Annotated in this window: 9 protein-coding genes, 1 tRNA gene and 1 other RNA gene; 6 read left to right on the forward strand and 5 right to left on the reverse strand. The window is 71.0% G+C overall.

The window, feature by feature from the left end; genetic code table 11:
* The coding region (locus GLX25_RS03555) for a carboxypeptidase regulatory-like domain-containing protein (protein ID WP_205719820.1) at window positions 1–4002 on the reverse strand (4002 nt) is incomplete at its 3' end.
* 526 nt (window positions 4003–4528) lie between these two features.
* Between GLX25_RS03555 and GLX25_RS18730 the strand changes: the two genes are divergently transcribed.
* A complete protein-coding gene (locus GLX25_RS18730) occupies window positions 4529–4903 on the forward strand; it encodes a TraR/DksA family transcriptional regulator (RefSeq protein ID WP_271192637.1) in 375 nt (124 codons plus the stop codon).
* 7 nt (window positions 4904–4910) lie between these two features.
* Here GLX25_RS18730 and GLX25_RS19295 read toward each other — a convergent pair whose 3' ends face one another.
* The 4 genes from GLX25_RS19295 to pta form a co-directional block, all read right to left on the reverse strand.
* The gene (locus tag GLX25_RS19295; RefSeq protein WP_166548411.1) at window positions 4911–6338 is read right to left on the reverse strand and encodes an MFS transporter; all 1428 of its coding nucleotides are present in this window, start codon (window positions 6336–6338) and stop codon (window positions 4911–4913) included.
* On the reverse strand, window positions 6335–6928 hold the full coding sequence (locus GLX25_RS03570) for a helix-turn-helix domain-containing protein (RefSeq protein WP_155840843.1): 594 nt from the start codon (window positions 6926–6928) through the stop codon (window positions 6335–6337). The genes GLX25_RS19295 and GLX25_RS03570 overlap by 4 nt, the downstream gene beginning before the upstream one ends.
* A gap of 86 nt (window positions 6929–7014) precedes the next feature.
* On the reverse strand, window positions 7015–8208 hold the full coding sequence (locus GLX25_RS03575; RefSeq protein WP_155840844.1) for an acetate/propionate family kinase: 1194 nt from the start codon (window positions 8206–8208) through the stop codon (window positions 7015–7017).
* Window positions 8209–8302: 94 nt separating this feature from the next.
* Window positions 8303–10435, reverse strand: coding sequence for a phosphate acetyltransferase (gene pta / locus GLX25_RS03580; RefSeq protein WP_166548412.1), 2133 nt, complete (start codon window positions 10433–10435; stop codon window positions 8303–8305).
* A gap of 151 nt (window positions 10436–10586) precedes the next feature.
* Here pta and GLX25_RS03585 point away from each other — a divergent pair, with 151 nt between their 5' ends.
* The 5 genes from GLX25_RS03585 to GLX25_RS03605 all read left to right on the forward strand — a co-directional run bounded on the left by GLX25_RS03585 (window position 10587) and on the right by GLX25_RS03605 (window position 14108).
* On the forward strand, window positions 10587–11981 hold the full coding sequence (locus tag GLX25_RS03585) for a flavin-containing monooxygenase (RefSeq protein WP_271192638.1): 1395 nt from the start codon (window positions 10587–10589) through the stop codon (window positions 11979–11981).
* Complete coding sequence (locus GLX25_RS03590; protein ID WP_166548413.1) at window positions 11978–12961, forward strand: bile acid:sodium symporter family protein; 984 nt, start codon at window positions 11978–11980, stop codon at window positions 12959–12961. The genes GLX25_RS03585 and GLX25_RS03590 overlap by 4 nt, the downstream gene beginning before the upstream one ends.
* Window positions 12958–13920, forward strand: a complete 963-nt coding sequence (locus GLX25_RS03595) for an NAD-dependent epimerase/dehydratase family protein (RefSeq protein WP_166548414.1) — start codon at window positions 12958–12960, stop codon at window positions 13918–13920. The genes GLX25_RS03590 and GLX25_RS03595 overlap by 4 nt, the downstream gene beginning before the upstream one ends.
* A 6-nt stretch (window positions 13921–13926) precedes the next feature.
* An RNA gene (gene ffs / locus GLX25_RS03600) (signal recognition particle sRNA small type) lies at window positions 13927–14023 on the forward strand.
* Window positions 14021–14108, forward strand: a tRNA-Ser gene (locus GLX25_RS03605). The genes ffs and GLX25_RS03605 overlap by 3 nt, the downstream gene beginning before the upstream one ends.
* Window positions 14109–14171 lie beyond the last annotated feature (63 nt).

A 14171-nucleotide genomic window follows, 5' to 3' on the forward strand; every position in this document is an offset into this window, starting at 1 on the left:
CAGCACCGGCGCATCGTTCGCACCGGCCACCGGCGCACCCGCCAACGCGTCCGGGAAGCCCAGTCCACTCGCCACGTATACCACCGACACACCCGGCTCGAAGTTCGCCGCCGAGATGTTCGCCGCCGTCTCGAAACGAGTCGCACCCCACAGACGCTCGACGACCGGGTCGACCGGCTCGGTGGCTCCCTCGGGCGTCACCGGCGCACTCGGCGCGGAGGCCGACGAGTCGCCGACGGCGTTCGTCGCCTTCACCACGAAGGTGTACGCCGTGCCGTTCACGAGACCCCCGACCATGACGCTCGTCGCACCCGCTCCAGCAGTGGCGGTCACGCCGCCCGGCGATGCGGTCACCGTGTAGCCCGTGATCGGCGAGCCGCCGTCATCCGCCGGTGCGGCCCACGACACCTCGGCGGCGCGGTCGCCGGCCACCGCGACGACTCCGGTCGGCGGACCGGGTTCGTCCGGCAGGGGCGGGGCGTCGGCGGTCGTGAAGGCGGTGCGGGCCGACGCGTCGCTGGAACCGACGGCGTTGCGCGCGGTCACCTCGACGTCGTAGTCGGTCGCGGCGACCAGGCCGCCGATGACCTGCTGCGTCGTCGCACCCAGTTCGAGGGTGCGGATCGGCACGTCGGAGCCTGCATCGAACAGTCGTACCGAATAGCCGCTGATCGCGGCTCCGTTGTCCGGCGGCGACATCCAGCTGATCGTCGCGCCGCTGCTCGTGATATCACCAACGGTGGGAGCGGCAGGTGCGTCCGGGACCGTCGGCGCGGCACGGACCGTCAGCGTGGCCGCGTCCGACGTCAGGGTGGCGCCACCCTGCGTGAACACCGCCCGATACTCGTACCCGTCCAACGCGAGCTCGGCCGCGAAACCGAGGTAGACGTCGCCCAGGCCGAGCGATTCCCACTCGCCGCCGGGTGCACGACGTTCCCACTCGATCGACGGCACCGGGCTGCCGGAGGCCGCGGCGCGCAACTCGACCCATTCGCCTTCGGCGGCGGACGTGTCATCCGGATGCAGCGTGACCGCGAACTCGCTCGTGAGCGTCTGCTCGGGAGCGAGGGAGGTCTCGCCCTCACCGAGCAGCTCGGCCGTCAGCGGGACCGTGGCGACACCGCCCGTGCTGGTCGTCACGAGATCCGCGGTGTCGAGGGTCGACTTGCCGTCGTACCACGTGGTTCGGTGCCCGCTCTCGCGGACGTAGATCGCGTACTGACCGGCGGGCACCGCCGGGAAGCGGAACGCACCGTTCTCGTCAGTGGTGGCCGTGACGTCGAGAAGCCGTCCGATCGTGGGCTCGGCACCGAAGACCTCGGCCACGAAGCCGAAGAATGCCTCGACCGGGGTGGGCGGCACCGCGAGCCCGACCTCCGCCCATGGAATCGGTGCCCCCTCGGGGCCCGTCACCGTGCCGGTGATCACCGATCCGAGCGACAGGGCCGCGTCGATGCCCGACAGGGGTTCGCTTCCGACCGTGATCTCGGCAGCCGTCTCGGACGAGGGCTGGTCATCGAACCACTCCGAGACGTACAGGCCCGAGTAGTTCGTGAACTCGACGCGATAGGTCCCGGCGAGCACGCCGTGCACGGTGTAGCGGCCGTCCGAATCGGTGTAGCCGGAGTAGCGCCACGACCCGTCCTCGTCGACCAGTTCGACGGACACGTTCGACAGCGGAACGCCATTGTTGTCCGAGACCACCCGGCCGGAGACACTCGCGCCCTTCGTCAACCCGATCTCGAGGCCCTCGACCCCGGGCTCGGGAACGTCGACGTCGATCGACGTTCCGGAATAGTCCTGGAACTCTGCCGAGGCCGACAGTTCCACGATGCCGGGATCGTCGACCGTGAGCTCGAACTCTCCGGTCGTCGCTCCATAGCCCCAACCATGAGACCAGAGCCAACCGATGCCCGTCTCGCGATTCCAGTCGAGGTTCGCCCCCGAGACGGGCGAGCCCGTCGCGGCATCGAACACCCGACCTCCGACCGGAATTCCAGGCTCGACCTCGACATCGAGGCCCACGGGCGGGGAGCCCTCGGACGGGATCTCGACCTCGGTCTGGGCGATCCGGGTGACGCCGCCATTCCAGTCCTCGGCCTGCACCACCATGGTGTAGACACCGGGGGCGACCTTCGAGAACGAATAGCGCCCCGAGTCGATCCAGTCTTCTGCGACTGATTCTTCCGCCGCGTCGAGGAGGGTGACCCGTCCGGCGAGTGAGACGTCCGGTTCGCCCTTCAGGGTCACATCACCCGACAGTTGCGCAGGCCCGCTGAGGTCGATGACGATCCCGGCGACCTCGTCGCCAGCCGCGAGGGGGATGTCCGCCGTTTCCACCCAAGCGTTCCCTGAACTCGCAGAAACCCTCCACATGCCCGCGGGCAATCCAGGCAAGGCCCACTCGATCTCAGCGCCCGGCTCGTCGCTGGAGAGTCCGATCCACAGCGAATCGGCAGAGGACGTCGTCTCCCACGCAAGGAGGGATGCGTAGGACTCACCTTCCGGCAGGATCACCGTGCCCCGAATCGTCGCACCGAGATCGACCTCGAAGTCCGCCGCCGCGGAGTCCTCGGCACCCAAGCTGATCGCCGTCGCATCCGAGCGTGCGCCCGTACCGCCGAACCATCGGGAAACGATGAGCGGCGTGCCGCCGGAGACGGCCAGCGCGTAGTTGTTGGCGTTCAGTTCGTCGATCTCGTAGGCGCCCGACGCGTCGGTCTTCGCCTCTGCGATGGGCGAGTCCTGGTCGTTCGCCGCGAAGGCACGGACAACAGCGCCCTCGACCGGGGTCCCGTCGCCCAGTGCGACGATGCCTGCGATCGAGGCGCCCTTCCTGGAGACGAAGTCCACGCCGTCGACGTCCACGCCCTCGGCCAGCGGGACCACCGTGGCTTCCTCGGCCGTTGTCGCACCGTCGAAGTACTGGAGGAGTCCGCCCCAACCGCCCTGCTCCATCGTGAACGAGTAGTCGCCGGCGGGAAGGCCGGTGAAGGTGAAGGTGCCGTCCGACAACGTGTACGCCGTCGACTGCATGGTGCCGTTGCGGTAGGCCGTGACGACATCGCCGCTTCGAGGAGTGCCATCCGGTCCCGTGGAGGTCCCGGTCACGCTCGCGCCGCGGTAGACCACGGCGTCGTAGCCGGTGAGGTTCGGAGTCGAGTCGAGGATGACGATCGGATCGGCCTCCTCATACGAGGCCGCACCATCCCAGTAGGTCGTCGGGCCGTTCTGGAACGAGAAGCTCAGTCGATACGTGTCCGGTCGAACGCCCCCGAGAGCGTAGGTCCCGTCATCTGCGGTGGTCGTCCAATGGTGCTGTCCGTCGAAATCCACTGGGGCGAGGCTGACATGGGCGCCGCCGACGGTGAGTCCGTCGACGTCGACGACCGTTCCTGTGATCGTGCGCCCCGACATCTCCACGGTGAAGTCGACGTCGGAGACGGCAGCCCCGTCGACCTCCACCGGGCCTTCTCCACTCGAGGGATACGTGAAGATGGCATGCGACGACGCACTCAGACGGATACCGAATTCGCCATCCGGCAGCACGATCGACCAGGGGTTCGCTCCGTTCCCGATCCGGATGAGCTCCTCGCGGTAGGTGTAATCGGCACCACCAGGGGAGAACAGCAGCCGTGCCTCAGTCGTCGCTCCTGTGGGCAATCCGGCGACGGTGACCGTGCCACCGACTTCGTGACCCTGCCGAAGTTGAATGTCTCCGAGGTCCACGTAGCCCGGAACTGCTTCGAACCGGCGCATCGTCTCGTACCCGTCGATGAGCGTGCCGTCGACCGCCAGGAACCCGCCGACCAGCCCGAGGGCGTCGGCATCACCGACCTGGAACGGGAACTCCCACTCCGTGGTCACGGGCATCGTGAACGAGCCGTCCGACGCCGTGACAGAGGTGGCGATCGGCAGTTCGTGGTAGGTGTACCCGGCGTGGACCTCGACCCCTGGCACCGGTTCGCCGCTCAGATCGACGATCGTTCCGGAGAGGGTCACGGTGGCCGGTGCAGTTGCGGCGGCGTCCGCTCGACTCGTGGGCATCGTCCCCACCTGCACACCCGTCATGTCGACCGCCGGCTCTGCAACCGCTGCCGAGGCCATCACGGACGTGGTGGTGTCTCGGCCGGACGCTCCGGCCCGGGAGTCCGCGAACGCGACCGGCGCAGAGGTGAGGGTGAGTGCTGCGCCGATGAGCAACGCGAGCGCGGAGCGGACCCCACTACGCGGCGGAAGCCCCGCTCTTCCCTTCGCCGAACGGATTCCGCGCCGATCCACCATGCTCTCCCCCTGCACACGTCAGCGGCCCCGAACCGAGGCCGCTGATGCAGGCTATCCAAACGGAGACCCGCCTCACATACACCTGTTTTGGGGGAGCGCTTTCCGCTGTCGTCTCTGGCAGAGTTCGCCCCCGCCGGGCCGTTCGACCCGGCCGCGACGTCGGTGGGCTGGCATAGGATCGGTGGACCGCATCGGCGCGGACGCGCCATCCCACCGCCCGGTGCACGACGACGGAGGTGGTCACGTGACGACGGGGGTCAGCACAGCCGCGCAGCTCGAGCGGTTCCGAGAGCTCCTGCTCGCGGAACGGCGCGAGGCCGAGGAACGCCTCGCCGAGCAGAGCGAGGGGATCACCGCGGTTCGCGAGGCCAGATCCGACACGTCGGTCGACGACGAGCACGACCCCGACGGGCCGACCATGAGCCAGGAGTGGTCGCAGCGCACCGCGGTGCTGCACGACGTCGAGCACGAGCTCACCGACGTCGACCGGGCGCTCGCCCGGATCGACGAGGGCACCTACGGCGTCTGCGAGCGCTGCGGCAACAAGATCACGGTCGCGCGCCTCGAGGCGCGGCCCACGGCCACGCTCTGCATCGACTGCGCGCGCCTCGTGCGCTGACGCGAGTTCACCGTCGCGGCTCGACCGCGATGTCGCCCGCGACCCCCTCGGTCCCCGACGCATGGGCGACGGATGCCGCGGCCGGCGCATCGGCGACGACCCCGGCGCGGCGCGCGTCCGAGAGCCCGTCGAACGCCCGCAGCACGAGCGGGCTCGCGCCCAGCACGAGGTAGAGCACGGCGGCGCCGGCGACGACCGGGACGAACCCGAACGCATCGACGGCCGCGCCCGCGGCGAACGCCCCGATGGGCATGGACGCCGCGACGCCGGAGGTGATCGCGCCGAACACGCGGGCCCGCATGCCGTCGGGCACGACCCCGAATAGCGCCGTCGAGATCATCGGGTTGAGCGCACCCGCGGCGAGGCCCGACAGCGCGAGCACGACGAACAGCACCTCGACGGGCACGCCGAGCGCCATCGCCGCGTAGGGCGGCGCGCCCGCGAGCACGAAGCACGCGGCGAACATGACTCGCCCGGAGGCGCGGTGGCCGACCAGCCCGAACACGGTCGAGCCGGTGAGGGCGCCGGCGGCGAAGCATCCGATCATGAACCCCAGCGACGCCGGGTCGCCCAGCACCTGCGAGGCGTACACGGGCTTGAGCACCGTCATGCCCGCCGCGTCGATCGCGTTCGTGAGGGTCACGAGGAGGACGACGGCGAGCGCGAGCGGCGTCTTCGCGATGAAGCGGATGCCGGCGACGAAGCCGGCCGCGCTCTCGGCGGCGCTGGAACCCGAGGGTGCCGGCTGGTCGGCCGACGACGCAGCGCCCGACCCCGCGGCCGGCTCGGAGCCGAGCGCCACGGCGAGCCGCGCGCGCGACGGCACGAGGAGCGCCACGAGGACGGCGGAGACCGCGAAGCCGGCAGCGTCCGCCACGAGCGCCGTCATCGGCCCCGCGAGGGCGACGAGCGCTCCGGCCGTGCCGGCGCCGATCATGGTCGCGGTGCGCTGCACGGCCGACTGGGCGCCCGCGGCGCGGGCGAGCGACGTGCGCGCGAGCGCGGCCAGCTCGGGCATGAGCACGGTCTTCGCGGTGTCGCCCGGAGGGTCGAGGAGGCCGCCGAGGAACACGAGCGCGAGGAGGATCGGGAACGAGAGCAGGCCCGCGGCGTCGAGCAGCGGGATCGCGAGCACGGTGACGCCGCTCGCGACATCCGCTGCGATGCTCGACGCGCGGTAGCCGAACCGGTCGACGAGGACGCCGCCCAGCGCACCGCCGATGACGAGCGGCACCGTCGCGAAGATGCCCGCGACCCCCGCGGCGAGCGGCGAACCGGTCTGCTGCAGGACGATGAGCGGCACGGCGACGATCGCGATCGCGTTGCCGCCGAGCGAGAAGAGCTGCGCGGCGAACAGCGCGACGAGCGGCAGCCGACGGCGCCGACCGGCGACGGTGGGCGCGATCGGCTCGGCCGGGGCGGATGCCGCGCTCACACGTCGTTCCTCGGGAAGACGTGGGTCATCCACCGCACGAGCCGCGTGCCCTCCGCGGGCTCGCCGCGGCGCGCCCACCACTTGTCGCGGACGGCTGCGAGGTCGGCCGAGAGCTCCTGGAACTCCTCGAGGGTGAGATGCGCCGCGCCGTCGGACGAATCGGTCGGAGCGATCCACTCGGGCTCGAGCGCCGCCTCGGCGTCGAGCGCGGCGAGCAGTTCGCGGTGATAGCTCTCGAGCACGGTTCGGCGCAGGGCGTCGGATGCCGCGTGCCGCACCGGGTCGTCGATGACGTCGACGGTGTTCCAGCTCGTCATCTCGTGCACGGCCCGCCACCAGCGCTCGCGGCGGTCGCGGGCGAGCTCGGGCGCCTCCTCGACGAAGCCGTGCTTGGCGAGGGTGGCCATGTGGTAGCTGACCGACCCCGCCGACTCGCCCGTCTTCGCCGAGAGCATGCCGACGGTGGCGGGCCCCTCCATGCGCAGCAGGCCGATGATCCGCAGGCGCATGGGATGCGCCATCGCGCGCATCGGTCCGGGGTCGTGCAGGTGCACGCTCGACTCGGCAGGCGGTCGTTCGGCGTCGGTCATGCCGCCAGCCTAGATCCACAAGACATCTTGTACAAGAGATCTTGTGAAATACGGCATGCCTTCGCGACGCCGAGCCCTCCCGGGACTCAGCCCGCGACGACCTCGAGCGTCTGCCGGGAGATCTCGAGCTCCTCGTTCGTCGGCACCACGAGCACCGCGGTGCGCGAGGCGTCCGTCGAGATCCGGCGCGCCTCCCCCGACCGCTCCGCGTTGCGCGCGGCATCCACCTCGACGCCGAACCCCTCGAGCCCGGCGAGCGACCCGGCGCGCACCTCGGCCGAGTTCTCGCCCACGCCCGCGGTGAAGATGATCGCATCGACCCGGCCGAGCTGCGCGGCGTAGGCACCCACGTACGAGCGGATGCGGTGCGCGTAGACCTCGAGCGCGATGCGCGCCCGCTCGTCGCCGGATGCCGCGGCCTCGGTCAGGTCGCGCATGTCGCCGTGCCCGCCCAGGCCCAGCATGCCGCTCCGCTTGTTCAGCAGGTCGTCCACCTCGTCGACCCCGAGCCCCGCGCGCCGCTGCAGGTGCAGCACGACCGCCGGGTCGAGATCGCCCGAGCGCGTGCCCATCGCAAGACCCTCGAGCGGGGTCATCCCCATGCTCGTCTCGACGGAGCGCCCGCCGTCGACCGCGCACGCCGATGCACCGTTGCCGAGGTGCAGCACGATGAGCTTCAGCTCCTCGATCGGCCGGCCGAGGAACGCCGCAGCAGCCCGCGAGACGTACCGGTGCGACGTGCCGTGGAATCCGTACCGGCGGATCCGGTGCTTCTCGGCGAGGTCGCGGTCGAGGGCGTAGAGGTACGCCTCGGGCGGCATCGTCTGGTGGAACGCGGTGTCGAAGACCGCCACGTGCGGCACCGACGGGAAGGCGCGCTCCGCCGCCACGATGCCCGCGAGGTTCGCCGGGTTGTGCAGCGGCGCGAGCACCGAGAGCTCGTCGATGTTGATCTTCACGAGCTCGGTGATCACCGTCGGCTCGAAGAATCGCGCGCCGCCCTGCACCACCCGGTGCCCGACGGCCACGGGCGCGTACTCCTCGAGCGAGGGCCCGTGCTCGGCGAAGGCCCGCAGCATCCACGCGAACGCCGCGTGGTGGTCGGCGACCGGCGCCTCCTCGCGCGACACGCGGCCCGCGGCATCCGTGTGGGTCGCGCGACCGACCCCGGCGCCGATGCGCTCGACGAGGCCCGACGCGAGCGGCTCGCCGGCGGCGACGTCCACGAGCTGGTACTTCAGCGACGACGACCCGGAGTTGACGACGAGGACGACGCTCATGCGCGGCTCCCGGGTCTCGATACGCGCGCTTCGCGTGCTACTCGACCACCGGCGGCGGCGCGCGCTTCGCGTGCTACTCGACCACCGGCGGCGCTCACGACGCCGCCTGGATCGCCGTGATCGCGACCGTGTTCACGATGTCCTGCACGAGCGCGCCCCGCGAGAGGTCGTTCACCGGCTTCCTGAGGCCCTGCAGCACCGGCCCGATCGCGACCGCGCCCGCCGAGCGCTGCACCGCCTTGTACGTGTTGTTGCCAGTGTTGAGGTCGGGGAAGACGAACACCGTCGCACGCCCCGCGACCGACGAGCCGGGCAGCTTCGTGCGCGCCACCGCGGCGTCCGCGGCCGCGTCGTACTGGATCGGCCCCTCGACCGGCAGTTCGGGAGCGCGCTCGCGCACGAGCGCGGTCGCGCGACGCACCTTGTCGACATCCGCCCCCGACCCCGATTCGCCGGTGGAGTACGACAGCATCGCCACGCGCGGCTCGATGCCGAACCGCGCCGCGGTCTGCGCCGACGAGATCGCGATGTCGGCCAGCTGCTCGGCGGTCGGGTCGGGGACGACCGCGCAGTCGCCGTAGACGAGCACGCGATCGGCGAGCGCCATGAGGAACACGCTCGAGACGACGTCGACGTCGGGCTTGGTCTTGATGACCTCGAAGGCCGGGCGGATGGTGTGCGCCGTCGTGTGCATCGCCCCGGAGACCATGCCGTCGGCGAGCCCGAGTTCGACCATCATCGTGCCGAAGTACGAGACGTCCTGCACGGTGTCGCGGGCCTGCTCGAGGGTCACGCCCTTGTGCGCGCGGCGTCGCTGGTACTCGTCGGCGAAGCGGTAGACGAGCACGTGGTCGTGGTTCGAGAGCACCGTCGCCCGGGAGATGTCGAGGCCGAGCCCGATCGCGCGCGAGCGGATCTCGATCTCCTCGCCGAGGATCGTGAGGTCGGCGACGTCGCGTGCGAGCAGGGTCGCCGCGGCGCGCAGGATGCGGTCGTCGTAGCCCTCGGGCAGCACGATGTGCTTGCGCGCCTCGCGTGCCCGGGCGAGCAGGCCGTACTCGAACATGAGCGGCGTGACGACGTCGGTGCGGGCCACGTCGAGGCGGTCGAGCAGCTCGACCCCGTCGACGTGCTTCTCGAAGAGCGCCAGCGCGGTGTCGCGCTTGCGCTGCGACTCCGCGGCGAGCTTGCCGCGGGTCTGCGTGATCGCGAGCGCGGTGTCGTAGCTGCTGAGCTCGGTGCGGATGATCGGCAGTCCCGACTTCAGGCCCTCGATCAGCCGCTCGACGGTCTCGGAGACCGGGAACCCGCCGTTCAGCACGATGCCCGCGATCGACGGGAAGGTCGCCGAGGCGTGCGCGGTGAGCACGCCGAGGAGCACCTCGCTGCGGTCGCCGGGCACGACCACGACGGCGCCCTCGGTGAGCCAGGCGAGCACGTTCTCCATCGACATCGCGGCCACCACGACGCCCAGCGCCTCGCGCTCGAGCAGTTCGGGATCGCCCGCGTAGAGCTCCCCGCCGACCGCCCGCATGACCGAGCGCATGGACGGCGCGACGAGGTACTGGTCCTCCGGGATCGCCCAGACCGAGACGGATGCCTCGGGGCCGCCGATCGCGCTCGACGCGGAGCGCACGGCATCGACGATCGAGTCGAGCCGATCGGGGTCCGCCCGGTTCGCGACCACGCCGAGGAGCGAGGCGTGCTCGCGCTCGAGCTCCTCGACGGCGAGCTCGGTGATCTGGGCGAGCTCATCGGGAGTCCGGGCGTCCGTGTACCCGAGGCGTTCGCTCGCCCCGCGCCCCTGCGTCACGCGACCCCCGACGACGAGGAGCACGGGCGCACCGAGGTTCGCCGCGATGCGCGCGTTGAACGCGAGTTCCGTCGGACTGCCGACGTCGGTGTAGTCGGACCCGATGACGACGACCACGTCGCACCGCGCCTCGATGGCCTTGAACCGCCGGACGATCGTGGCGAGCGCGGCCTCGGGATCGGAGTGGACGTCGTCGTAGGTGACGCCGATCGACTCGTCGTAGCCGAGCTCGATGACGCCGTCGTGGGCGAGCAGCAGCTCGAGCACGTAGTCGCGCTCCTCGGTGGAGCGCGCGATCGGGCGGAAGACGCCCACTCGGGTCGCCCGTCGGCTCAGGGTGTCGAGCGTCCCGAGCGCCACCGTCGACTTCCCGGTGTTCCCCTCGGCGGAGCAGATGTAGATGCTGTGCGCCACCCGGCCAGCCTACCGAGGCGGGTCTCGGCGGCGCAGGCGCGTGGACCCCGCGGCCCGCGCCGGTTCCGGAACCCGAGCACCGTTCGCTTATGCTGTTCGGACCCGAGCCGGCGTCGGCCCCGACGACGCCGCCAACGCACCAGGAACACCCGTGAACCCCATCGCCCTCATCGGAGCGGGCCCATCAGGTCTCGCCGGTGCCCGCGCGCTCAGTCGCGCCGGCATCCCCTTCATCGGCTTCGAGGCCGGCCCCGACGTGGGCGGCCTCTGGAACATCGACAACCCGCGCTCGACCATGTACGAGTCGGCGCACCTCATCTCGTCGCGCACGACGACCGAGTTCGCCGAGTTCCCGATGGACTCGACCGCCGACTACCCCGGCCACCGCGAGCTGCACCGCTACTTCCGCGAGTACGCCGACGCGTACGGCCTGCGCGAGCACATACGGTTCGACACGAGGGTCACCGCGGTCGAACCGGTCGACGGCGATGCGACCGGGGCGAGCGGATGGCGCGTGACCGCCGTCGACGCGGACGGCACGTGCACCACGACCGAGCATCCGGCCGTGATCCTCGCCAACGGCACGCTCGCCGAGCCGAACGTGCCGAGCTTCCGCGGCGAGTTCGCGGGCGAGCTCATGCACACGAGCGCATACAAGTCGCCGAAGGTGTTCGAGGGCAAGCGCGTCCTCATCATCGGCGCGGGCAACTCGGGCTGCGACATCGCGGTCGACGCGGTCCACCACGCGGCATCCGTCGACCTGTCCGTACGTCGCGGCTACTACTTCGTGCCCCGGTACCTGTTCGGGCGGCCGAGCGACACCCTCAACCAGGGGCGGCCGCTGCCCGCGCGCCTCAAGCAGTTCGTCGACACGCGCGTGCTGCGCGCCTTCACGGGCGACCCCGTGCGGTTCGGCTTCCCGAAGCCCGACTACCGGATCTACGAGTCGCACCCGATCGTGAACACGCTGATCCTGAACCACCTCGGCCAGGGCGACCTCCGCGTCGTCGGCGACATCGACCGGTTCGACGGCTCGACCGTGCGATTCGCCGACGGCAGCGCCGCCGACTACGACCTCGTCGTGCTCGCGACCGGCTACCGGCTGGACTACCCGTTCGTCGAGCGCGCCCACCTCAACTGGTCGCAGGCGGCACCCGAGCTCTACCTCAACGTCTTCCCGCCGAGCTTCAACGGCCTGTTCGTGCTCGGCATGGTCGAGGCCTCGGGCATCGGCTGGCAGGGCCGCTACGAGCAGGCCGAGCTCATCGCGGCGTACCTCGCGGCCGCGCGAGACGTGCCGGATGCCGCGTCCCGCTTCCGCGTCGCGGCCGCGAAGCCGTGGCCCGACCTCACCGGCGGATACCGCTACCTCGGGCTCGACCGCATGTCGTACTACGTGAACAAGGACGCCTACCGCCGCACGGTGAAGCGCCTGCTGCGCACGCTGCCCGCGCCCGCGGCATCCGTCACGCCCGTGGCATCCGCCGCCCCCACGGCGTCCGTCGCGCCCGCGACCGACGCCCGGAAGGCGGGCACGCGCGCATGAACATCGACGACGTCGTCCTCAACTTCGCGCCCGGCTCGATGATCGCCCTCAACGTCGTGCTCGGCTTCATCATGTTCGGCATCGCGCTCGACACCTCGCCGGCCGACTTCCGCGCCGTCGCGCGGGCGCCCAAGGCGATGGTCATCGCGCTCCTCGCGCAGGTCGTCCTGCTGCCCGCGGTCACCTTCGGGCTCACCCTGCTGCTCGACGTGCAGGCGTCGGTCGCGCTCGGAATGCTGCTCGTCGCCGCCTGCCCGCCCGGCAACATCTCGCAGGTGCTGACCTACCGCGCCCGCGGCAACGTCGCGCTGTCGGTGTCGATGACCGCGGTCGCGAACGTGATCTACATCTTCGTGCTGCCGCTCAGCATCGCGTTCTGGGGCGGCATCCACCCGAAGGCCTCGGAGCTCGTGCGGGCCGTCAGCCTCGACGGCTGGCAGATGCTGCTCGACATCTTCCTCATCATCGGGCTGCCGTTCATCGTCGGCTTCGTCATCCGCGCCGTCTGGCCGCGCTTCGCGGCCCGCGTGCAGCCGTACGCACGCTGGATCAGCCTGCTCGCACTCGTCGGCTTCATCGTCGCCGCGCTCGTGGGCAACTGGACGATCTTCATGGCCTACATCGGCGTCGTGCTCCTCGCCGTGTTCCTCCACGACGCGATCGCGCTCGGCCTCGGCTACGCGAGCGCCCGCATCGGCGGACTCGGCGTGCGCGACCGCAAGGCGATCACGTTTGAGGTCGGCATCCGCAACGCCGGCCTCGGTCTCGGCCTCGTCTTCTCGTTCTTCGGCGGCATCGGCGGCATGGCGATCGTCGCCGGCTGGTGGGGCATCTGGGACATCATCGCGGGGCTCGCGCTCGCGACGGTGTGGGCGCGACGCACCAGGCGGGCGGATGCCGCGGCCGGCGGCGACGCGGACGGCGACGCCGCGACCGAAGGCGCATCCGGTCCTGCGACCGCCTCAGGGGCGACGTCGTGAGCCGGCGCATCCTCGTCACCGGCGGCAGCGGGTTCCTCGGCTCGAACGCGGTCCGCGCGCTCGCCTGGGACCCGGAGGTCGAACTCGTCGTCTCGGGCGACGTGCGGGAGCCCGCGGCATCCGTACCCGACGGCGTCGTCGTCGAGGCGTGCGACGTGACGGATGCCGCGGCCGTCGCCGCCGTCGTCGAACGGCACGACATCGACACGATCGTGCACCTCGCCGCCATCGTGAACCCCGGCGGGCTGAGCGAGGACGTGGAGTACCGCGTCGACGTGGAGGGCACCCGCAACGTGCTCGACGCCGCCGTCGCGCACGGCGTCCGCCGCATCGTGGTGTCCTCGTCGGGCGCCGCCTACGGCTACCACGCCGACAGCCCCGAGTGGCTGACCGAGGACGACCCGATCCGGGGCAACGAGGAGTTCAGCTACTCCCGCCACAAGCGGCTCGTCGAGGAGCTGCTCACCGACTACCGCACCCGGCACCCCGAGCTCGGCCAGGTCGTGCTCCGGATCGGCACGATCCTGGGGCCCACCGTCGCGAACCAGATCACGGCGCTGTGGGAGGCGAGGCGCATCCTCCGGATCGCCGGCTCGGAGAGCCCGTTCGTCTTCGTCTGGGTCGACGACGTGGTCGGCGCGATCGTGCGCGGCGCGACCGGCGAGGTCACCGGCGCGTTCAACGTCGCCGGCGACGGGCGCGTCACCGTGACCGAGATCGCGGACGCCCTCGGCAAGCCCACCGTCACCGTGTCCGCGGGACTCCTCACTGCGGTGCTGCGCGTCGGCCGCGCCCTCCGGCTCACGGTGCACGGTCCGGAACGCGTCGGCTTCCTCCGCTACCGGCCGGTGCTCGACAACGCGCGCCTCAAGCGCGTGCTCGGCTACTCGCCGGAGCGATCGAGCCGCGAGGCGTTCGACGAGTACCTCGCGGTTCGACGCGCGCGTTCCCTCGGGTAGACTGTCCGAGGCTCCTCACGTGGCGCCATCCAGGCCAACTCCCCCAGGGCGGAAACGCAGCAAGGGTAACCGGGCTCTGGCGGGTGCGTGAGGGGTCCCAGGAGGATTCGCCTAGTGGCCTATGGCGCACGCTTGGAAAGCGTGTTGGGTGAAAGCCCTCGGGGGTTCGAATCCCCCATCCTCCGCCAATGTGATGTCTCGCGACATATGTCTCATATGTCGCGAGACATCTGTCATTTCTGGGGCCATCT

This window comes from Agromyces luteolus (assembly GCF_009729855.1).
Taxonomy (GTDB): Bacteria; Actinomycetota; Actinomycetes; order Actinomycetales; family Microbacteriaceae; genus Agromyces; species Agromyces luteolus.

Coding starts and splice junctions, on each gene's coding strand:
- GLX25_RS03575 (WP_155840844.1), bottom strand. CDS start 8,208: ATGAGCGTCGTCCTCGTCGTCAACTCCGGGTCGTCGTCGCTGAAGTAC.
- GLX25_RS03590 (WP_166548413.1), top strand. CDS start 11,978: ATGAACATCGACGACGTCGTCCTCAACTTCGCGCCCGGCTCGATGATC.
- GLX25_RS03570 (WP_155840843.1), bottom strand. CDS start 6,928: ATGACCGACGCCGAACGACCGCCTGCCGAGTCGAGCGTGCACCTGCAC.